The sequence below is a fragment of the Paenibacillus sp. JT31N11 genome (genome assembly GCF_056269285.1).
In genome coordinates this window covers 26,356-47,515 of sequence record NZ_JBWDNQ010000013.1, presented here as the reverse complement: position 1 = coordinate 47,515, position 21,160 = coordinate 26,356, and the positions used below count along the sequence as shown (strand labels likewise).

The window sequence follows — 21,160 nt, the reverse complement described above, 5'->3', positions numbered from 1 at the left end:
TGCATAATTGGTAACAATAGCGGTATTATCATCTCTACGGCAGGATGAACTTTTTTATACCCGATCTGCGCTAATAATGATATGATAAGCAAACATGTGTAAAATCAATCTGCAGCAAATAAAGAAGGTGTGCTAACGAATGGCGGACAAGCAGCAAGTCCATATTGTACTGGTCGGATTTATGGGGACAGGCAAGTCAACGGTCAGCCAGCTGCTGGCCAGGCGTCTGGACTGTGAGACCATAGATGTGGACGCAGAGATTGAGCGCCGCGAAGGAAGAAGCATTCCGGAAATCTTCGCGCATCGCGGCGAGTCGTCATTCCGGGAGGCGGAAACGGCTGCGCTGGCCGATGTGCTCAGCCATGAGGAGAGGAAGGTCATCGCCACTGGCGGAGGCGCGGTGCTGGCTCCCAGCAACTGTGAATTGATGCTTGATTCCGCTTTGGTGGTGGCGCTTACGGCGGACGCGGAACAGATCATTTCCCGTGTCAGCCAAGACGCTTCGCGTCCTCTCCTGCAGGGAGATCTGAGACAGCGGGTCAACCAGCTTATGGAGGATCGCAAGCATGCTTACGATTTTGCCCATCTGACCATTGATACATCCAAGCTCAATGCGCATGAAGTGGTGGACAAGATCGTAGCCTTCCTGCAGCAATAGCAATAGACCACCCAACTTAAATAAAGGAGCATGATTTCAAAGATGGACGTTCTCGTAACCCCAACCCCTAAACTGCATGGAGAAATCCAGGCGCTCTCATCCAAAAACTACACCACCCGCTACCTGCTCGTTGCGGCGCTGGCGGAAGGAACGAGCACGGTTTACTATCCGGCCCACAGCGAGGACAGCGATGCCATGCGCCGCTGTATCCGGGATCTGGGCGCGGTCATCGAAGAAGACGACGAGAAGATGATCATCACGGGCTTCGGCCGCAGCCCGAAGGATATCAATGAGCTGGATGTGGGAAATGCGGGCGCTGTTCTACGCTTCCTGATGGCAGTTGCCGCCCTATGCCCGGATGTTACCTTCATTAACCGTTACCCGGATTCGCTCGGCAAGCGTCCGCATGACGATCTGATTGATGCTCTTGGGCAGTTGGGCGTAGAGGTCCGGCATGATCAGGGACGTCTTCCCATCACGATTCGCGGAGGATCGGCCAAGGGCGGAAAAATCCGTGTTTCCGGCAGTGTAAGCTCGCAATATTTAAGCGCGCTGCTGTTTCTGACGCCGCTGCTTGCGGAAGACAGCGAGATCGAGGTGCTGAATGATCTGAAATCCAAGGTCGTCGTGGGACAGACGCTGGAAGTGCTTAAGCAGGCGGGTATCGTCATTGAAGCGAGCGATGATCTGATGCATTACCGCATTCCCGGAGGACAAAGCTATGAAGCCAAGAAGTACGTCGTCCAGGGTGATTACCCCGGCTCTGCGGCTATTCTTGCAGCGGCTGCTGTCACCCAGTCCGATGTTACGCTGCACCGGCTGGAGGAGCACAGCAAGCAGGGAGAACGCGCCATCGTCGATGTGCTCCGCGCTATGGAGGTTCCTTTGACCCATGAGGGAGGGGTTGTCCGCGTTCAGGGCAACGGCAAGCTCAAGGCAGTTGAGTTTGACGGGGATAAAGCTACCGACGCGGTGCTCGCCATGGTGGCGGCCGCTGTGTTCGCGGAAGGAACCTCGCGTTTCTACGATGTGGAGAATCTGCGCTATAAGGAATGCGACAGAATTACGGATTATTTGAACGAGCTGCGCAAGGCCGGGGCGAATGTCGAGGAGCGTCAAAGCGAGATTATCGTGCATGGCCGTCCCGAGGGTGTCGAGGGCGGAGTTGAAATCAACGCTCATTATGACCATCGGGTTATTATGGCACTCGCTGTTGTCGGACTCCGCGCCAAGCAGCCCTTGCGCATTCGCGATGCCCATCATGTCGCCAAGTCGTATCCGCAATATTTTGACCATTTGAAAATTCTGGGAGCCAATGTCGAATGGATCGAATAGACCATATGAAAAACTTATAAACCATTATAACCAAAGGATGTGTGTCTCTTATGGCATTTGAAAACCCTTCACGCGAGGAAATCAAGGAAATTCTGGAACAAACGAATACGATCGCAGTGGTTGGCTTATCCGATAATCCCGAGCGCACATCCTATTTGGTGTCGCAGGCGATGCAGGCCAAAGGCTACCGGATTATTCCGGTCAACCCCAATGCCGATACCATTCTGGGCGAGAAATCCTACCCTTCCTTGCGGGATATCCCGGAGAAAGTGGATCTGGTCAATGTATTCCGGCGCAGCGAGCTTACTCCGCCCATTGCGGCTGAGGCTGCAGCAATCGGGGCAGCAGTCATTTGGCTCCAGCTGGGCGTTTACCATGACGAGACTGCCGAAATCGCGGAACGCGCTGGCCTGAAGGTCATTATGGACCGCTGCATCAAAGTGGAGGATTCCTTATTGTTGCCGCATGGAAAAACAAAGGCATAAGCAGATTTTGCTTCTGGTAATTTCCTGAAACCCGCCCATTATTTATACGGGCTGTATATTCATAATTCACGCCAGTCTCTCCCACAATAAGAAAGGCTTTTGGAAGGTGCAGCCTATAAGGCATCCGGAGGTCGACATTTTTTTATTCCAAGGAGGACAACACGTGAACTCGATGTCGCAGCAAGGCGGGTTTCAAAACAGTCAGTTCAGACAGCAGTTTAGCAACCAAGGCAGCCGGAACAGCTTCCAGCCACTTGGGTATGTTCAATCCCAATATCAAGGACAGCCAAAGCAGCAAAACCAAGGGATGTCTTCAGGCGCAGGCTTTTCCCAAATCAACAGCTTTGGAATGAATCAAAGCCGTAACCAAAATCAAAACCAGCCTGTGATCTCTCACGTGGGCTACACGGCTAACCAGGATTACCAACCGCAAAACCATTTTAACACTGAGTTTTCTTCAATGGGTTCTTCAAACCAGGCCAACCAGTCCCAACCTGTTATTTCCCATGCTGGAGGCTACAGTGCCAATCAAAATTTCCGCTCCAATTCAACCAGCCAGTTCAATCAATCGAACCAAATGCAGCACCAACCGGTGATCTCGCATGCCGGTTACACGGCAGGATCGAATCAATCGAATCAAAACCAGTTCAACCAATCGAACCAAATGCAGCAGCAACCGGTGATCTCGCATGTCGGCTACACGGCCGGAACGAATCAAATGAACCAAAACCAATTCAACCAGAATCAATTCAATCAACCGCAAAACCAATTTGGTTTCCGCTCCAACCTGCAAAGCCAAAACAACTTCTCGCAGGCGAATGCGCACACTTCTCAAAACCCGGTATACCAAGCCACCAACGCGGTCTCGAATTCGGGTCCGGTTCTCTCCAGGCTTGGTTATTCGTCTGGCTCGCAAGCAAGCTCCTTCCAGGGCGCACAAAATACCTTTGGCGGCTTTCAGCGTTAAACGGCAGGCCAATACCAGAGAAGCGGCGGACCAGCGGGTCCGCCGTTTTTTTTTGACAAAGCAGAGCCAAACGCTTACGATCAATAGAGAAAAATTCTATACGGCATAGGCGACAAAAAGGGGAGGGTTTCACGGATGAACATAATGGGGCACCTGCAGCAGCTTGGACGATCTTTAATGCTGCCGACCATCGTGCTCCCGGGAGCGGCTGTATTCCTCAGCCTCAGTGCATTGCCTTGGGACGCGTTGGGACTTCCAGGCATGCAGTCCCATTTACATATGGCGGGTGAAGCGTTATTCACTTTTCTGCCCTATTTATTTGCGTTCGGTGTGGCGATGGGCATGACCAGCAATGCAGGTGCTGCAGGCCTTGCAGCATTGGCAGGCATGTTTATTTATACGGGCATCATAAATGCCAGTCATTACGAGCTGGAACCGACTGTATTTACCGGAGTCATTATTGGCGTGGTTACGAGCATCTTCAATGAACGGTTCAAATCGATCAAATTTCCGGAATACATCCAGTTTTTTGGCGGACCTCGTTTTGTGCCGCTGGCTGTAAGCTTCTTCTCAGCGATACTGGCCATCGTCATGGTGCGTCTTGCGCCAAGTGTGCACGAAGGGTTAATGGTACTTGGCGATATCGTATCCTCTGGCGGGGGCTTCGGCGTTTTTCTTTTCGGTTTTGTACTGCGGATTACGGTTGTTTTTGGCCTCCATCACCTGGTCAGTCATGTTTTCTGGTTCCAGGTAGGCGGCTACCAGCAGAGCGACGGCTCCGTTCTGTTCGGCGATCTGCCGCGCTTTTTTGCCGGCGACCCGACCGCAGGAGCTTTTATGGCGGGGCTGTATCCCACGATGATGTTTGCGCTGCCTGCCATTGCCTTCGCGATCATTCACGAGGCGCGGGAGGATTTGAAGCCGAAGATCCGCAAAACCTTTATGATCGCGGCGCTTTCGTCTTTTCTGACCGGGGTAACCGAGCCGATCGAGTTTGCCTTTCTGTTCGTCGCGCCGTATTTATTTGTGGTGCATGCGCTGCTTTCGGGCCTGATGATGTGGTTCACTTACGAGCTGGGCATTTTACATGGATTCTCCTTCTCGGCAGGGGCCATTGATTTTCTGATTAATGAGCATCTTGCGACGAGGGGCTGGCTGCTTATCCCGATAGGCATCGTCTTTGGACTTCTATATTATTTTCTGTTCCGCTGGGCGATACGGCGTTTCCGTATTCCGACTCCCGGCCGCGAGGAAGGCTCCCAGCTCGATGAGTGGGCAGGCGATATCCCTTACCGGGCGCCGCTTATTCTGCAAGCGATCGGGGGCAAAGAAAATATACTGCAAATGGAAGCCTGCATTACCCGTCTTCGTCTTAAGGTCGGCAGCGACCGGCTGGTGGACAATAACGCGCTGAAGCATTTGGGCGCTGCCGGCGTGATCCGGCTGGGCGGAGGCAATGTGCAGATCGTCTTCGGCACCTATTCCGAGCTTATCCGGGAAGAGATGGACAAGGTAATCCGCCGGGACATTACACGAGTGCTGTTCAGCTCGCCCCTGCAGGGGAGGATGATTCCCCTGACCGAGGTGCCCGATCCGATATTTGCGGGCAAGCTTGTCGGTGACGGAGTGGCTTTTATACCGGACAAAGGCGAGCTTGTTTCTCCGGTGAAGGGCAAGGTTATCCATGTATACCCATCCATGCACGCCATCGGTATTCGAACGCCCGAGGGGCTGGATGTGCTGCTGCATATCGGCATTGACACCTCACAGCTCAAAGGCAAAGGATTCCATGCGATCGTCAAGGAAGGCGACCAGGTGAAGCCGGGCCAGCTGCTTATCACGTTTGATCTGCAGCAAATCCGCAAGGAAGGCAAATCCCTGGCGACACCGATGGTGATCACGAATTCCGATCGTGTTCGTTCATGGAGTTTTGCTCCGTTCAAGAGCGTTAAACGGGGGCAAGCATCTGTAATGTCAGTCGTTCTGAAAGAGAGAAGCAGTGGGGGGGATACGACATGATTCAAGGAATTGGCGCATCATCAGGCATTGCAATCGGCAAATCATTTGTTCTGCCGAACTGGGAGTGGGATTTGCCGGAGCAAAAAATCGACGTGGCGGATCTGGCTCGTGAGTTCGAGCGGCTATACGAGGGCATCCGTACCTCGAAAGTGGAAATCGAGCAAATGAAGGATGAGCTTCGCGAAGTTGTGGGTACGGAGGAAAGCTATATTTTCGACGCCCATCTGGCCATTCTGGAGGATCCTGTTTTTATGAACGAGATTCAGGGCATCATCCAGCGGCAGTACAAGGCAGCCGAAGTGGCGGTAAAAGAGGCGATTGACCACTTTGTCACGATGTTCGATCTGCTTGATGATGAATATATGAAGGAGCGGGCTTTGGATATCAAGGATGTCGGCAACCGGCTGCTCAAGCATCTGCTTGGCGCTCCGGAGATTACACTGCCGTCCGATACGCAGCCCTTCATACTCGTGGCCAAAGAGCTTTCGCCTTCACAGCTGGCTCATTTGAATCCCAACCATGTGCTCGGTATCGCTACGCTTGTTGGCAGCACGACCTCCCATTCCTCCATTATGGCCAGAGCGCTCGGCATCCCGCTGGTTGTCGGACTGGATACGAAGATTGAAGATGCCATTCAAACCGGAGATATGCTTATCATTGATGGTGACACCGGAGTTGTTCATCTGGACCCCGAGGCTCATTTGATCGACCGTTATACCCAGCAGCAGAAGCAGCAGCAGGAAGCCAGCCAGCGGCTCAAAGGCATCGTCAGCTTTCAACCGGTTACCCAGGATGGCAAGGAGATAGAGCTTGGCGCCAACATCAGCTCGCTTAAGGAGCTGGATATTGCGCTTGCCAGCGGTACGAGCGGCGTTGGGCTGTTCCGAACGGAATTTCTCTACATGGACAGGAGCCGGCTGCCTATGGAGGAAGAACAGTTTGAAGTTTACCGAAGCGTCGCAGAAAAGCTAGCCGGGCGGCCTTTGATTATTCGCACATTGGATATTGGCGGCGATAAGCAGCTTGATTATTTTGAGCTTCCGGAGGAGGAGAATCCGTTTCTGGGTTATCGGGCAATCCGGATATGCCTGGACAAACCGGAGCTTTTCAAAACTCAGCTGAGGGCCATCTTGCGTGCAAGCGCCTTTGGTAAAGTGAAAATCATGTATCCGCTGATTTCATCGGTCGAAGAGGTTCAGACGGCGAATTCGCTGCTCTCGGATGCGAAGCGCGAGCTTGTGGAAGAAGGACATGCTTATGACGGGGATATTGAAGTGGGGATCATGATCGAGCTTCCGGCTGCCGTGATGATAGCCGATTTGCTTGCGAAAGAGGTGGATTTCTTCAGTATAGGAACCAATGATCTTGTTCAGTTTACGCTGGCCGTCGACCGGATGAACGATCAAATCTCGCATCTGTATGAGCCGTATCATCCAGCTGTGCTGAGAATGTTGAAATTCACTGTGGAGGCAGCCAAGCAAGCCGGTATTCATATCGGTGTGTGCGGAGAAATGGCCGGGGATTTGAAGGCACTTCCGATTTGGCTCGCCCTGGATGTGGATGAGCTCAGCATGTCGCCGCATGCCATACTGCCCATTAAAGAACGGCTGCTTTCCCTGACGCAGCAGGACAGCCGTTCATTGTTCAGTGAAATATTAACCTGCCGCACGAGTCGGAGCATCCATGAAATGCTGGCATCTTTCCAGAGCATGCAGCAAAGCGGCGGGAATCAGGGTTCGATGACCACCCGGTAGCAGTTATCACAGCTGCTGCTTAGCTGGAGGAGATGACCTTATCCCTTGAATGCATCTACGAAAGCCTTGGCATACGGAGGCAAATCTGGCGGTCTCCGCGAGGAAATCAGATTGCCGTCGACGACCACTGGCTCGTCGATCCAGACAGCGCCGGCATTTTCCATATCATCGCGTATTCCAGGCGTGGATGTGACCTTACGCCCGCTGAGTATCTTTGCGGAAATAAGCACCCAGCCGGCATGGCAGATCTGACCGATCGGTTTGGCCGCGGCATCCATATCCTTGACCAGCTGAAGCACCTGCGGATAGCGTCTCAGCTTGTCCGGCGCCCATCCGCCGGGAACGAGCAGGCCGTCAACCTGCGAGCTGTCTACTTCGTCGAATGACAGATCGGCTTTTGCCGGCACGCCGTATTTGCCAATATGAGTGCGGTTCTTCTCCGGCCCGGCGAACAGTACGGCTGCCCCTTCTTCGCGTACGCGATAAACGGGATACCAGAGCTCCAAATCTTCGAATTCATCGTCCAATAAACAAATAATGGTTTTACCTTGCAGCGTCATTGTAATCCTCCTTAACGTCAACATTATGAAACTGTCAGGCTTGCTTCTTGCAGTCTATCAGCAATATTGTATCGAAGGTGATCCCGTGAAGCAAACTCTTCATGCCAATAAGCGGCGCAGTCTCCTGTATGCGGTTCCGGCGCTTGCGGTCATGGCGGCTATATTTCTTCTTTCCTCCCGGACCGGTGACGAGATCAATCGTTTTCTGCCGTGGTTTCAAAAGCTGCTTCCGGCGATGTCCAGCTTTGATTGGGGACATTTCATGGCATATTTCGTACTCGCGCTTGCATTTGATTATGGATTCGGAACACGTGCGGACAGCTGGGGCATGAAGATCCTGATCGTGGCTCTTTGCGGCTTGTATGGCTTGACCGATGAATATCATCAGTCTTTTGTCGGCGGGCGCACCCCCGATCTGCAGGACATCCGCAATGATTGTATCGGCGGCGCCATTGCAATGGCGGTTACTGCCATACCCGCTGTTCGCAGGAGATGGCGGAAGATCACATCCTAAAGCAGGGCGGTTATGCAAAAATTACATCTGCCGTTTAAGCAGGACTTTCAGCAAAAGTAGTCGAATACTCTTATCGAAATGGCGGAAAATCATATGCCTGCTGTTCTGGCACATTCCGGTATTTTCGACGGGAAGAAATGTGCGCCGCCCAAAGGCAGGCTGTTTCTTCTTAAACGACGGCAAATGCCGTGAGAAGGAGTGGACGATTTTGCAGAAACGGTGTCCTTGCGGCGACGTCATGCTTATCAAGCTGCGCACTGTTATTTACTCTGGTAAAGTGGAAATTGACAATGTACCGATATACTCATGCCCTGCATGCAGCCGCAGCGAAGTATTTCCTGAGGTCAAACCGGACCTGACCGGGCTGATCGGGAAATTGGGAACTGAACCGGATAAACAAACCTACTTGTTTAACGAGTGGAACGAATGGGCAGATTTATTAGTAGAAGCCTATCATGACCGCAAGCTGTCCGATTCCGAGGCGATCAGGCAGCGTACGGAGAACCGGATCAATACTCTTCTTGATTTGTATGCCGTCGCCAAAGCGGCTGAAGATGAAGTCTGGATCGCGGATATACATAAACGGCTCACCCAGTTAAGCCGGAAAACCCCTACATTCTAAACATAGGTATTATTTATATTCATTATGATCTTAGGACAGAGATAAGGGGGGCTGCCTGCTGGAGCGAATCACATCTCTCAATACCGTTCAGCAATGGAATGAAGTGCTGTCTGCCTCCAGGGTTAAGCCGCTGCTTGTTTTCAAACACAGCTGCCGCTGCTCCGTAAGTACGGGTGCCTATGACGAATTAACCGCATGGCTGGAGGATGCAGGAGAGCTTTCCCCGCCTTGTTTTCTGGTTGAAGTTGTGGATCATCAGGAGCTTTCCAGGGCGATTGCCGAGCAGACAGGGATCAAGCATGAATCCCCCCAAGCGCTTCTTATTGAGAACGGAATGGTTTCCTGGCATGCTTCCCATTGGGGCATAACCTATTCGACATTAGATGATCATCTTGGGAATCATTGCGAAAAGTAATATTTTGTCGTATCATTACGATAAAGTAAGACGGCGCGATATTTGAAGAAGAAACCGCATTTGCCAAGGTCAAGAACCTTGAGCCGGATAAGGTTCAGTTGCGGCAGACGCCTCTTTGCGGGCAAAAGCAGGTTTCTTCCCTAGAACGATAGAGAAGATGTAAGGAAAACTATCGTTACAAAAATTTGAACTAATGGAGAGAAGGACCTTGACGGTAACCATTTATGATGTAGCACGAGAAGCAGGCGTATCCATGGCCACGGTTTCACGGGTCGTGAACAACAATCCCAATGTGAAGCCTCAAACACGCAAAAAGGTATTCGAAGCGATCGAGCGTCTGGGCTATCGTCCAAACGCAGTAGCTCGTGGTTTGGCCAGCAAAAAAACGACGACAGTCGGCGTTGTCATTCCTGACATTTCCAACGCAATTTTTGCAGAGGTCGCCCGGGGTATAGAGGATATTGCGAATATGTACCACTATAATATTATTTTGTGCAACGCCGATAAGAAGAAGGACAAGGAGATCCGCGTTATCAACACGCTGCTGGAGAAGCAGGTTGACGGTCTTCTGTTTATGGGCGGCGCTGTGACGGACGAGCATCTGCAGGCTTTCAAAACCTCCAATGTGCCTGTTGTGCTCTGCGCCACAACGGATGAGAATGGCTCCATTCCTTCTGTTGATATCGATCATGAGTCTGCGGCCTATGACGCCGTGGATACTTTGATCAAACAGGGGCACACACGGATCGCGATGATCAGCGGGACTTTGCAGGATCCATCCAATGGCTATGCAAGGTTTCAAGGATATAAGCGGGCGCTGGAAGCGGCGGGAATTTCCTATGACGAGAATCTGGTGCGTACCGGAAATTACCGTTATGAATCCGGCGTTGAAGCAATGAAATATTTCCTGGAGCTCTCCGAGCTGCCAACAGCCGTATTCTCTGCAACTGACGAGATGGCTATCGGCGCTATCCACTGCATCCAGGATTCGGGGCTTAAAGTTCCGGATGATATATCCGTCATCAGTGTGGACAACAGCCGCATGGCTTCCATGGTTCGTCCGCAGCTGACGGCTGTCGCCCAGCCTATGTATGATATCGGCGCGGTGTCGATGCGTCTGTTGACCAAGCTGATGAAGAAGGAATCGGTGGAGCAAGCCCGCGTCGTTCTTCCGCATGAAGTGATTACGCGTCAATCGGTGGGTAGCCGGAAATGACCAAGAAGGCTTTGAAGATCGGTATTATCGGGGCTATGGTGGAGGAAATCGAACTGCTGCATAAGCATGTCGAGAGAACCGGCTCCTTCGACAAAGCGGGCATCACCTATGTTGAAGGGAAGCTTCACGGACATGATGTTGTTTTTTGCAAATCGGGAGTCGGCAAGGTAAACGCCGCTGTTTGTACCCAGCTGCTCATTGACGCAGGTGTGGATTCTGTTTTATTTACCGGCGTAGCCGGCGCACTGGATCCCGGTCTGAATATCGGGGATATCGTCGTCTCGACCTCTTGCGTCCAGCATGATATGGACTGCAGACCACTTGGCTTCGCCCGCGGACAAATCCCTTTTCAGGAAACTTCGGAGTGGGTGGCGGATGCTTCACTTGTCGAGCTGGCTGCCAGCGCCTGCGAAAGTCTCTTTCCGGGACGCAGCATGAAAGGCAAAGTGCTTTCAGGCGACCAGTTTATTGCATCCCGTGAAGCCGTTCGCGAGCTGCATGAGGAGCTTGGCGGTGCATGCACGGAGATGGAAGGGGCATCGCTTGCTCAGGTCTGCGGGATGAATGGCGTGCCATTCGTTGTGATTCGTTCCATGTCGGACAAGGCTGACGGATCGGCCCATGTTAATTTTGCGGACTTCACTGTGGAAGCTTCTATTAACTCCCACCGGATCATTGATGAGATGCTCCGGTATATGTAAGAAGCAGTTCCGCTGTCCTGTGGGGGCTGAAGCATGGTTTCTCCACAGAACAAATTATAATTTTCAGGTATGAACAGATATACTCAATAAGTTTCAAAAAGGCAATTCGGCAGCCCGCCTATAGAAGCGGAGCTTGCCGGATTGCCTTTTATTGGTTTATGGTGGTGGATTGTTTTATGCAGCTATAAGTCCTGCACGACAATTTCACTGGTCCGGCGGTTGGAGGATTCGATTTCGGAACGACGCGGCATCGGCGGCCAGCTCCTTGTATCATCCATCCAATGCGTCGGCAGCGGCTCCGGACTCTCCTTGGAATAACGGTTCAGCCAAGAGGCCGGGAGAGGCACGTCGCTGTGCTTCTCAGCGAGAGCAGCAGAGATGGGGTGATTAATCATCTCCAGCCATACAAGCGCCCAGGCACGCGGTACAACGCGCCAAATATCATATCCGCCCCCTCCGACAGCTACCCAGCGTCCTTCCGCATATTGATGGGCAAGCGCATGAATAATGGCAGGCATCTCCTGATAAATGCGCATGCTGCAGTGGGTATGCGACAGCGGATCAAAGGCATGTGCGTCGCAGCCGTGCTGGCTGACAATAATATCAGGCTTGAAGGCGGCCGCAACCTTGCGGATCGAGGCCGTGAAGCTCTCCAGCCAGGAATCGTCTTCCGTATACGGATCTACCGGGACATTGAAGTTGGCGCCATAGCCATGCTCCGCACCCCGTTCATGGACAAACCCCGTTCCGGGAAAAAGAAATTTGCCGGTCTCGTGAATAGAATACGTGCACACTTCGGATTCATTATAAAAGGTCCACTGAACACCATCGCCATGATGGACATCAGTATCAATGTAGAGCACCCTTACGCCATACTGCTTTCTGATATGGGCTATCGCGATAGAAGCGTCATTATATACACAAAATCCGGACCCATGGTCGGGAAACGCATGATGCAGTCCGCCGGCCATGTGATACGCATGTAATGTTTGTCCGGACATCACGAGGTCGGCTGCGAGTACGGAGCCGCCGACAATGGCCGAGGCTGCTTCATGCATGCCGGGGAAAAAAGGGGTGTCCTCGGTCTGCAAACCGTAAAGCTGCGCTTGCCGCACCCACTGCTCCGGCGGCGGATCAAGGCTGAGCTGCTTCACAGCTTCAATATAGTCGCTGCGGTGAACGAGCGCGAGAATATCTTCCGATGCCGGCGATGCGGCGACGATATCCTGTGCCTGCAGCGCATTCACTTCCTGCAGCAGATCGATAGCCAGAGCAAGCCGCTGAGGATTAAAGGGATGCTGTTCATTGAACTTATACCGGGACGCGCCCGGATGATGGATAAATACGGCGTTGGCCGTCATCGGACTTCATCTCCTTTCTGTCTGACTAGTACATGAATCTCTGGCGAAAACGGACACGGTCAAATTGCTCGACCGAGGAGAGGGGAACTTCCCTGCCGATGCGAACCATCAGGCAATTGGCGGGGTGCGAACAAATTTCCGGATCATCTGTCGCAAACCAGATCATCCCTACGGACTTCATCAGCCTTTCCATCATCGCACGATAATCCCATACGTTCAGACCCGTGTTTTCAAGATCCCAGTGCCAATAATATTCGGTTGTATAGACTATAGCGTTCTCCAGCTGCTCTTCCGCAAAAGCTGTCTCGATCAATCGTTTCCCGAGGCCCAAGCCCCGATAGCTGTTTGCCACTTCAATCGCTCCGAGCTCGATCAGATCGTCCATTCCGCCTTCCGACCAGCGCTCCAGCTCGTCCGGGTAATGAAAGGTGACATAGCCAACGATCGTTTCCGCGTCTCTGACGGCGATAATCCGCCCTTCTGTAAGTTCGGCAATTTCGACCAATGCCTTATGCTGCTCGATCGGCCTGCGAAAAGCATCCAAGTCGGGGTGGAGGACATATCCTGACAGAATATCTGCAGGGATCGGCCCTTCAATCACAAGCTCCCGGTCCTGGCAGGCCAGGCGCCGAACCTGCATTATTTTGCGATGTTCCAACAGTCATGCTCCTTTCGGGATCACCTTTACTTATAACAAATAATCAGTGTGATGAAAAGGATGGTTGAACCATCGGAGCCTATGTTATAATATGAAAGCGTATTCTGTTTCCGAGGCGGTTTTTGTATGTTTTTCACCCTAACTCAGCCGCTTCTTTTTGGCAGAATAGTTTTACAATGGGCAGGAGGATGATGATTATGTTAGATATGCATCAAGAACGGATACCCGCAACGGCTTCCGGCTCCAACATGACAAATTATGACGAAATGGCAAAGCATTTCAGCTTCGATCAGATTGAAAAGCAGTTTTCCTGGAATGAAACCGGCAAAGTGAACATGGCATTTGAAGCGATTGACCGTCATCTTGAACAAGGTCTCGGCGGGAAAACCGCCCTCTATTATAGCGATAACGCTCGGGACGAATCCTACACCTTTGAACAAATGTCCAAACAGTCGAACCGCTTTGCGAATGTGCTTCGCAGTTTGGGCATCCAGAAGGGTGAGCGGGTATTTATTTTCATGCCGCGCACACCGGAGCTGTACTTCAGCCTGCTCGGATCGCTTAAGGTAGGAGCTGTTGTTGGGCCGCTGTTTGAAGCCTTCATGGAGACCGCCGTCAAGGACCGGCTGCAGGACAGCAGCGCGACAGCTATCGTCACCACACCAGCGCTGCTTTCACGGATTCCTCGTGCAGAATTGCCGGATTTGAAGCATATTATCGTATATGGCGAAGACGTGGAAGCAAGCGGGATCGTTGTTGATTACAAGAAAGAAATGGCTAAGGCATCCGACGCAACGGAGATTGAATGGCTCGATCGGGAAGACGGGCTTCTGATTCATTATACGTCAGGCTCCACAGGCAAGCCGAAGGGCGTATTTCATGCCCAAAACGCAATGATACAGCATTATTTCACCGGACGCGTGGTGCTGGATCTGCAGCCGGATGACATTTACTGGTGTACTGCCGATCCGGGATGGGTCACCGGAACCTCATACGGGATATTCGCGCCATGGCTGAACGGGGCAACCAATGTTATCCGCGGCGGACGGTTCAGCCCGCAGGACTGGTATAAAACAATCGAGAAATATAAAGTAACGGTATGGTACAGTGCGCCAACGGCTTTCCGTATGCTCATGGGCGCAGGCGACGATGTCGTGAAGGAATTCGATCTGTCGAGCCTCAGACATGTGCTCAGCGTGGGCGAGCCCTTGAACCCTGAGGTGGTCCGATGGGGAGTGAAGGTCTATAATCAGCGTATTCATGATACATGGTGGATGACGGAGACAGGCGCGCAGCTGATTTGCAATTATCCAAGCATGGACATCAAGCCAGGCTCAATGGGGCGGCCGTTGCCAGGCGTACAGGCATCCATCATTGACGACAGCGGCAATGAGCTGCCGCCGTACCGGATGGGCAATCTTGCGATACGCACGCCTTGGCCATCCATGATGCGCAAGGTCTGGAATAATCCAGCCAAGTATGAAGAATACTTCCGAATTCCCGGCTGGTATATTTCCGGTGATTCCGCTTATAAAGACGAGGACGGGTACTTCTGGTTCCAGGGCCGAATCGATGATGTCATCAATACGGCGGGAGAGCGTGTTGGTCCCTTCGAGGTGGAGAGCAAGCTGGTTGAGCATCCGGCAGTTGCCGAAGCCGGCGTAATCGGCAAGCCTGATCCCATGCGCGGCGAGATAATCAAGGCGTTTGTGGCGCTCCGTGAGGGCTATGAGCCTTCGGAGGAGCTGAAGGCGGATATCTCCCGCTTCGTCAAGGAAGGGCTCTCTGCGCATGCTGCACCGCGCGAAATCGAATTCAAAGACAAGCTGCCCAAGACCCGCAGCGGTAAAATCATGCGGCGTGTACTGAAGGCCTGGGAATTAAATCTGCCGACAGGCGATTTGTCGACCATCGAGGATTAACCGACATTTAGTAAGCAGCAAGCCATTATCCTTATAGTATTCATTGCTTCTACACAAAAAGCCCGCCCCTCTGCCGTTTATGCATTGGGGCGGGCTTTTTGCTGTGCATTCACCAGGGGCAGCGTTGTGAAGAAACCAGGCTTCACCGCCAGAGGACGGTAAAGCCTGGTTTCTATTGTTATTTAAGCTGAACGGTGTACGAAGATGCGGATTCGCCTGATTCATTGACCGCAGTAACCCGGAAATAACCGCTTGTGATTGTGGACAGATATTCGAACCTGGCTTCAGCCGTTGAACCGAGTCTGGTGAACTTTCCGCCCTGGTCGGTGCTGTAATAGACATTGTACGAAGTTACGTTCTCGGCAGCCGTATTTGTTTCCCATGTCAGCTTGATGCCGATATCGGTAACTTCCCCTTTAATGCCGGCAGGTGCGGATGGAAGCGCCACTAGATTTTGGCCCGTATTCCCTTGGTCGATCGTGACGGCGTCGCCCTGTGATGTTCCTTCAGATTGATTGACAGGCGTGCCTGCACCCTCGTCCCCAGTGCCTGGTATTGACGGTGGTTGAATTGGCGGAACCATCGAATTATTGGAGCCCACAATTGCACTTGGTGCCGATTCATGTCCTCCTACGTCAACAGCAGTAATGTAATAACGGTAAGACAGACTTGGCGTAATCGAATTGGTAAATTCGGTGTCTGCGCCGGCCAACACAGGCGCGCCTGCAATTTTATAAGGCTCTTCATTGAGAGAACGGTACAGACGATAGCCGACGACGTCTGCTTCCGGCGATTTGCTGAACGATATTTGATTGGAGCTTTTCCCCGGAATAGGCTGCAGCCGGACATTAGCAGGCGGAGTTGGCGCGCGGCCGTCCTCAACCCGTGGATCCACCTTGGATGGGGCATCTTTACCCGCATCCGCCGGCAGATAAGAACTCATGGAACGTCTGCTGCTTGCCGGCAGCTTCGCCTGCGCCGCTGAAATCTCAGACATGAGCTCGTCAAGCGGCTTCTGGCGTTTGATGACAAGCTGTTCGCTGACCATGTCCGAAGGCGTCGATGGCTGCGGTACATAGTTAACGCCATTGAATGTGATATAGGCCATATTAACAAGGGCATCATCCGATTCTTTTGGCAAATATTTTTGGTTGAAATAGTCGGTGACCAATTTTCCTGCCTGTCTGGTCAGATCGGTAGGCAGCTTTCCGCTTACGCTGGATACGGTCGCTTTAACAATGCCGGATGGCTTCTTGAATGCCTCCGTCGGGAACAGGTCAGGCCTGTCCTTGGTGACCGAATTCATGATCAGGGTCCAGATGGATCTGGCCCGTGCCCGCCCATCCTTGGACAGGGTATGGACCTGCTCCTCATATCCCGCCCATACGCCAAGCGTGACATCAGGCGTGAAGCCCATAAACCAGACATCTCCGTAATCCTGGGTCGAGCCCGTTTTGCCGGCAACTGGAATTTTGCCGTAGCCGGTAAAGTTGGAAGCAATGGAATGTCCCGTACCGCTGGGATCGGAGATAACAGTCCGCAGCATATCGGTCATCAGAAATGCAGTTTGCTCCGAGAACACGCGAGTGGGCTGATTCTTGTGCTCATAAATAATATTGCCCTTGTCATCGGTAATTTTACTGATCATGTAAGCGTCATTGAATACTCCGTTATTCGGAATGCTGCCGTAAGCATTCGTCAATTCCTCTACGGATACGCCGACGCTTAGTCCGCCGATTACTCCTGTCTGCGCATAATCGTCTTCAGGCTTAATGGAGGTTATGCCCAGCTTGCGCGTGAATTTCCACGCCTCCGGAATCGTCACCATCTCATTGAAAACTTTGAGCGCCGGCAGATTCATGGAGCGGTTCAGGGCTTCCCTGGCTGTAACCAGACCGGCAAAACGCTTGTTGGAGTCCATCGGGATATGAAAGCCTTTCTGCCCATCCTTCAGAACCATAGGAGCATCGTCAATAATGCTGCCGGGCTGGACCAGCCCTTTTTCAATAGCTGGCAAGTAGGCAGAGATCGGTTTCATGGTGGAACCGGGCTGGCGGGTCATCTGTGTGGCATGATTCATCTGCTCCGTATAGAAATCGCGGCCCTCGATCATGCTCGTGATTGCCCCTGTTTTGTGATTGATCATGACGGCGGCGATTTGCTCCATGCCTTTTTCTTTGCTGTCCGGCGTGAAATTATCGGGATCATTGCTGATTTGGTGCATCAAATTGTATACACGCTTGTCAATCGTCGTATAAATGCGGTAACCCCCGCGGAGCAGCTGGCTTCGAGACTCCTCCAGCGCCGGGGCATTTTCCTTCTTGCGGACATCGGTCTGTGTCAGGCTCGGGTCCTTCTGCATCAGCAGAACCTCTGCAGCCTGGCGCTCCGCTTCAAGCATCAAATAAGGGAACGTGGAGTAAGCCTTTTCTGTTGGCTTGGCAAGGGATGAACGCAAGTCGAATGCCAACGCTTCATTATATTCATCCGAGGTGATGCGTCCGTTTTCCAGCATATATTTGAGCACATTATGCTGCCGTTCCACGGCAAGCTTGAATCCGTCTTCGTTGAACTTTCCTTTGCTTGTGAAGGCCGCATATGCGGAGGGGCGCTGCGGCAATCCAGCCAGGTAGGCCGACTGTGCGATATTCAGCTGTTTCAAATCGACAATATTAAAAATACCCTTGGCCGCAGCCTGGATTCCATAAAGATTATAGCCGCTGTTGCCAGTGCCGAATTGAACCTTGTTCAAATAGGCGGTTAAAATTTCGTCCTTGGTCAGAAAACGCTCAAGCCGAAGGGAGAGAAAGATTTCCTTCGCTTTTCGGCTGTCCGTCTTATCCAGTGTAAGAAAGACTTGACGGGCCAGCTGCTGTGTCAATGTACTGCCGCCTGTTTGCGTATCTTCGTTAAGCAGCTTCTGCTTGACGGCGCGTCCCAGGCCGTTGACGTCGACACCGATATGATTGTAAAAATTATTATCCTCTGTTGCCAATACGGCATTAACCACCTGATCGGGTATTTCCGCGCGGGTTACAATTCGACGGTCTTCTTCGGTACGAAGCTGACCGACAGGTGTTCCATCATTGAAGTATACGAAGCCCGTAGTAGCATTCTCGTCGATTTTCTCTTCTATTTCAGCGCGTGAACGGATCGGTTCGTCTTTGACGAACGATGCGACATAGCCGGAGGCGATACCTCCTGCGAACAAGCCGATCAACAAGCCGAATATGAACAACCATTTGACGGTAATGAGGGTCACAATTCCGAATGTCCGCCATTTGCTGTGTCCATTCTTGTTCTGCCCTTGGTCTTGATCCATATGTACATAACTCCTCCTCCGATTAACAGAAATATTATAGCATAAATCCCCAGCAGCGTGCAGTTACAAAGCTGCATTTTGTCAGCTCTCAAGCAAGTTCAGGTTGAAAGGCCCCTTGTATACAGGAGTAAGGATACAAGCCGTCCGTTGACTATAGTCAATGTGTATGATATAACGGGAATCAAGAAGAAACGTCTTTCGCCATTCTTGGCGGCAAGGTTGGTTACATTCCCTGGTTTTAAAAAAAGATCATATCAGAACAGCATTGACAGGTTGCAGTAGGGCTGCGAATTGACGATAACCAGAGAGCCGGTGGCAGGTGTGAACCGGTACGCGCCGCAGCGTGAATTACCACCTCGAGCTGATCGGACGAACTTTCGTTCCTTTATGAAGGGGGACATTCAGTAGTCTGCTTCCGGATGATATCCGTTATGAAATGAAGTGAGAGCTGTTTGAGCATGCATCCTGATTAAATACTTCGGATCATGCAGCTCTAATGAGGGTGGTACCGCGAGCAAATCCTTCTCGTCCCTTGCGACGAAAGGGTTTTTTTGTGTTCAAAATTTTTTGTAGGAGTGAATCGGCATGGTGAAATGGGATGAATTGACAGACGGGCAGAAGCAGGAAGTGGAGCGTCAAATGGACGTGATCCGGCGGGGAGTAGTTGAAATTGTACCCGAGGATGAATTAAAAGCAAAAGTGATTCATGCGGTAGCAACGGGAAAATCGCTGAAGGTGAAGCTCGGCCTTGATCCTTCCGCGCCTGATATTCATATCGGACACACCGTCGTGCTTCACAAGCTGCGTCAATTCCAGCAGCTGGGGCATGAAGTGCAGCTGATTATCGGCGATTTTACGGGGCGGATCGGAGATCCTACAGGCAAGTCAGAGACGCGCAAGCAGCTCAGCGAGGATGATGTCAAGCGAAACGCGGAAACCTACAAGAAGCAGATTTTCAAGCTGCTGGATCCTGAGCGCACCACAGTCTATTACAATTCGGAATGGCTGGGTCCCATGAATTTTGCAGAGGTGGTCACACTCTCGGCGAAATTAACGGTAGCCCGCATGCTGGAACGCGACGACTTTACCAAGCGCTACCAGTCAGGCCAGCCGATCAGCATTCATGAATTTTTCTATCCTTTGATGCAGGGCTATGATTCCGTTGCCCTTGAGAGTGATGTCGAGCTAGGCGGAACCGATCAGAAATTCAATGTTCTGATGGGTCGCACACTGCAGAAGGAGTATGGCAAAGCGACGCAAGCTACTATTATGATGCCGCTTCTGGAAGGTCTGGACGGCGTACAAAAAATGAGCAAGAGCCTTGGGAATTATATTGGGATCGATGAGGAGCCCAATGAAATTTACGGCAAATCGATGTCCATACCGGACGAGCGGATGGTAAAGTTCTATGAGCTTGCTACAGATATGAGCAATGAGGAGCTTGCAGAGCTGCGCATTGGTTTGGAGAACGGGTCCAGGCATCCGCGGGATGTGAAGATGCAGCTAGCCCGCACATTCGTGCGTATGTATCACGGTGAAGAAGCCGCAGAGGCAGCTCAGCAGCATTTTGTTACGGTATTCCAGCAGCGGGCTCTTCCGGAGGATATCGAAACGGCCGTTCTGCCGGCAGCTGAGCTTGAGGAAGGGCGCATCCGAATTGTGAAGCTGCTGACGACGCTCGGCCTTCAGCCATCGGGCAGTGAAGCCAAGCGCAGCGTTCAGCAGGGCGCAGTCCGGATAAACGAGCTGAAGATCGATGATCCGGGCGCAGAGGTGTTGGTATCCGAAGGTGATGTTATTCAAGTGGGCAAACGCAGATTCGCCAGAATAACGATCCAATAGCAGAGGCCTGACCTGGTGTAAACGCCGGGCAGGCTTTTTTTCAAAGTCATAAGCAAGTATAAATTTCTGAGGGGGAAGAAAACATGCTTATAAACATAAAGAAAAGAACGGCCCGGGAAGGACCGTTCTCATGTTGATTGGGATTAACGGCTGTAGAACTCGACGATTTGTTTCTCATCGATTTCTTGTGGAAGCTCAGCACGTTCTGGAAGGCGAAGGTACTTGCCTTCTACAGCAGTATCATTGAACTCCAGGTAGTTAGGAAGGAAATTGCGTCCTTCCAAAGCTTCTTTAACGGATTTGATACCGCGGCTGCGTTCACGAAGTCCGATTACATCTCCGATGGAAACAGTGAAAGAAGCGATATCCACTTTCTTGCCGTTTACCGTGATGTGGCCATGTGATACCAGCTGGCGGGAACCGGAACGGGAATTAGCAAATCCAAGACGGTAAACGAGGTTGTCCAGACGGCTCTCAAGAAGGGCCATAAAGTTTTCCCCGGAAATACCTTTCATTTTGGAGGCTTTATCAAACAGGTTGCGGAACTGCTTTTCATTCATGCCATACATATGGCGCAGTTTTTGTTTTTCTTGCAATTGAATGCCATAACCGCTCATTTTTTTGCGTTGGCCTGGACCATGTTGTCCCGGTGGAAATGCGCGTTTCAATTCTTTACCAGTACCGCTTAAGGAAATGCCGAGGCGGCGGCTTAATTTAAACTTAGGGCCCGTATATCTTGACATGTGTCGTAAAACTCCTTCTTCAAATGGGATGTTTGAAAATGGGTGTTTCGCCGAGTACTGTCTGCG

At 51.7% G+C, this 21,160-nt stretch carries 18 protein-coding genes and 1 other annotated feature; of the genes, 13 read left to right on the top strand and 5 right to left on the bottom strand.

Translation table 11 applies throughout. The features are described 5' to 3' along the window. Positions 1–139: 139 nt before the first annotated feature. The 6 genes from AC0YNV_RS30900 to ptsP all read left to right on the top strand — a co-directional run bounded on the left by AC0YNV_RS30900 (position 140) and on the right by ptsP (position 7,218). Complete coding sequence (locus AC0YNV_RS30900; protein ID WP_475771454.1) at positions 140–658, top strand: shikimate kinase; 519 nt, start codon at positions 140–142, stop codon at positions 656–658. 42 nt (positions 659–700) lie between these two features. Then, complete coding sequence (gene aroA, locus AC0YNV_RS30895) at positions 701–1,993, top strand: 3-phosphoshikimate 1-carboxyvinyltransferase (RefSeq protein WP_475771581.1); 1,293 nt, start codon at positions 701–703, stop codon at positions 1,991–1,993. Between the two features lie 50 nt (positions 1,994–2,043). Beyond that, positions 2,044–2,478 carry a CoA-binding protein gene (locus tag AC0YNV_RS30890; protein ID WP_475771453.1) on the top strand — a complete coding sequence of 145 codons (435 nt, stop codon included), beginning with the start codon at positions 2,044–2,046 and terminating at the stop codon, positions 2,476–2,478. Positions 2,479–2,641: 163 nt separating this feature from the next. Next, positions 2,642–3,445 (top strand): hypothetical protein, encoded by an 804-nt coding sequence (locus AC0YNV_RS30885; RefSeq protein WP_475771452.1) that lies wholly within the window; start codon positions 2,642–2,644, stop codon positions 3,443–3,445. A 135-nt stretch (positions 3,446–3,580) separates the two neighbouring features. Next, positions 3,581–5,464, top strand: a complete 1,884-nt coding sequence (locus AC0YNV_RS30880; protein ID WP_475771451.1) for a glucose PTS transporter subunit IIA — start codon at positions 3,581–3,583, stop codon at positions 5,462–5,464. Beyond that, complete coding sequence (gene ptsP / locus AC0YNV_RS30875; protein WP_475771450.1) at positions 5,461–7,218, top strand: phosphoenolpyruvate--protein phosphotransferase; 1,758 nt, start codon at positions 5,461–5,463, stop codon at positions 7,216–7,218. Before AC0YNV_RS30880 ends, ptsP begins: the two co-directional genes overlap by 4 nt. A 38-nt stretch (positions 7,219–7,256) precedes the next feature. Here ptsP and AC0YNV_RS30870 read toward each other — a convergent pair whose 3' ends face one another. Continuing rightward, positions 7,257–7,778: a type 1 glutamine amidotransferase domain-containing protein gene (locus AC0YNV_RS30870; RefSeq protein ID WP_210039964.1), complete on the bottom strand. Its 522-nt coding sequence runs from the start codon at positions 7,776–7,778 to the stop codon at positions 7,257–7,259. An 85-nt stretch (positions 7,779–7,863) separates the two neighbouring features. On the opposite strand from AC0YNV_RS30870, the gene AC0YNV_RS30865 reads away from it, so the two are divergent. The 5 genes from AC0YNV_RS30865 (at position 7,864) to AC0YNV_RS30845 (ending at position 11,246) form a co-directional block, all read left to right on the top strand. Next, the gene (locus tag AC0YNV_RS30865; RefSeq protein ID WP_475771449.1) at positions 7,864–8,292 is read left to right on the top strand and encodes a VanZ family protein; all 429 of its coding nucleotides are present in this window, start codon (positions 7,864–7,866) and stop codon (positions 8,290–8,292) included. Positions 8,293–8,500: 208 nt separating this feature from the next. Then, positions 8,501–8,914 carry a hypothetical protein gene (locus AC0YNV_RS30860; protein ID WP_210039966.1) on the top strand — a complete coding sequence of 138 codons (414 nt, stop codon included), beginning with the start codon at positions 8,501–8,503 and terminating at the stop codon, positions 8,912–8,914. Positions 8,915–8,969: 55 nt separating this feature from the next. Then, the gene (gene ytxJ, locus AC0YNV_RS30855; RefSeq protein ID WP_475771580.1) at positions 8,970–9,329 is read left to right on the top strand and encodes a bacillithiol system redox-active protein YtxJ; all 360 of its coding nucleotides are present in this window, start codon (positions 8,970–8,972) and stop codon (positions 9,327–9,329) included. A gap of 208 nt (positions 9,330–9,537) precedes the next feature. Further along, entirely contained in the window at positions 9,538–10,545 is a 1,008-nt protein-coding gene (ccpA, locus tag AC0YNV_RS30850) for a catabolite control protein A (RefSeq protein WP_210039967.1), read from the top strand. After that, on the top strand, positions 10,542–11,246 hold the full coding sequence (locus AC0YNV_RS30845; RefSeq protein ID WP_475771448.1) for a 5'-methylthioadenosine/adenosylhomocysteine nucleosidase: 705 nt from the start codon (positions 10,542–10,544) through the stop codon (positions 11,244–11,246). The genes ccpA and AC0YNV_RS30845 overlap by 4 nt, the downstream gene beginning before the upstream one ends. A 182-nt stretch (positions 11,247–11,428) precedes the next feature. Here AC0YNV_RS30845 and AC0YNV_RS30840 read toward each other — a convergent pair whose 3' ends face one another. Both AC0YNV_RS30840 and AC0YNV_RS30835 read right to left on the bottom strand, forming a co-directional pair. Next, a complete protein-coding gene (locus AC0YNV_RS30840) occupies positions 11,429–12,607 on the bottom strand; it encodes an acetoin utilization protein AcuC (protein WP_475771447.1) in 1,179 nt (392 codons plus the stop codon). Between the two features lie 25 nt (positions 12,608–12,632). Further along, on the bottom strand, positions 12,633–13,265 hold the full coding sequence (locus AC0YNV_RS30835) for a GNAT family N-acetyltransferase (RefSeq protein ID WP_379113347.1): 633 nt from the start codon (positions 13,263–13,265) through the stop codon (positions 12,633–12,635). A gap of 197 nt (positions 13,266–13,462) precedes the next feature. Here AC0YNV_RS30835 and acsA point away from each other — a divergent pair, with 197 nt between their 5' ends. Further along, positions 13,463–15,187 (top strand): acetate--CoA ligase, encoded by a 1,725-nt coding sequence (gene acsA, locus AC0YNV_RS30830; protein ID WP_475771446.1) that lies wholly within the window; start codon positions 13,463–13,465, stop codon positions 15,185–15,187. Between the two features lie 178 nt (positions 15,188–15,365). Here acsA and AC0YNV_RS30825 read toward each other — a convergent pair whose 3' ends face one another. Next, positions 15,366–18,509 (bottom strand): transglycosylase domain-containing protein, encoded by a 3,144-nt coding sequence (locus AC0YNV_RS30825; RefSeq protein ID WP_475771445.1) that lies wholly within the window; start codon positions 18,507–18,509, stop codon positions 15,366–15,368. Positions 18,510–18,765: 256 nt separating this feature from the next. Next, positions 18,766–19,045 (top strand) — a binding site (T-box leader). A gap of 52 nt (positions 19,046–19,097) precedes the next feature. Between AC0YNV_RS30825 and tyrS the strand changes: the two genes are divergently transcribed. Then, entirely contained in the window at positions 19,098–20,351 is a 1,254-nt protein-coding gene (gene tyrS / locus AC0YNV_RS30820; RefSeq protein ID WP_210040023.1) for a tyrosine--tRNA ligase, read from the top strand. A gap of 143 nt (positions 20,352–20,494) precedes the next feature. On the opposite strand, the gene rpsD is transcribed toward tyrS, so the two are convergent. Further along, positions 20,495–21,094, bottom strand: a complete 600-nt coding sequence (gene rpsD / locus AC0YNV_RS30815) for a 30S ribosomal protein S4 (RefSeq protein ID WP_210039972.1) — start codon at positions 21,092–21,094, stop codon at positions 20,495–20,497. Positions 21,095–21,160 lie beyond the last annotated feature (66 nt).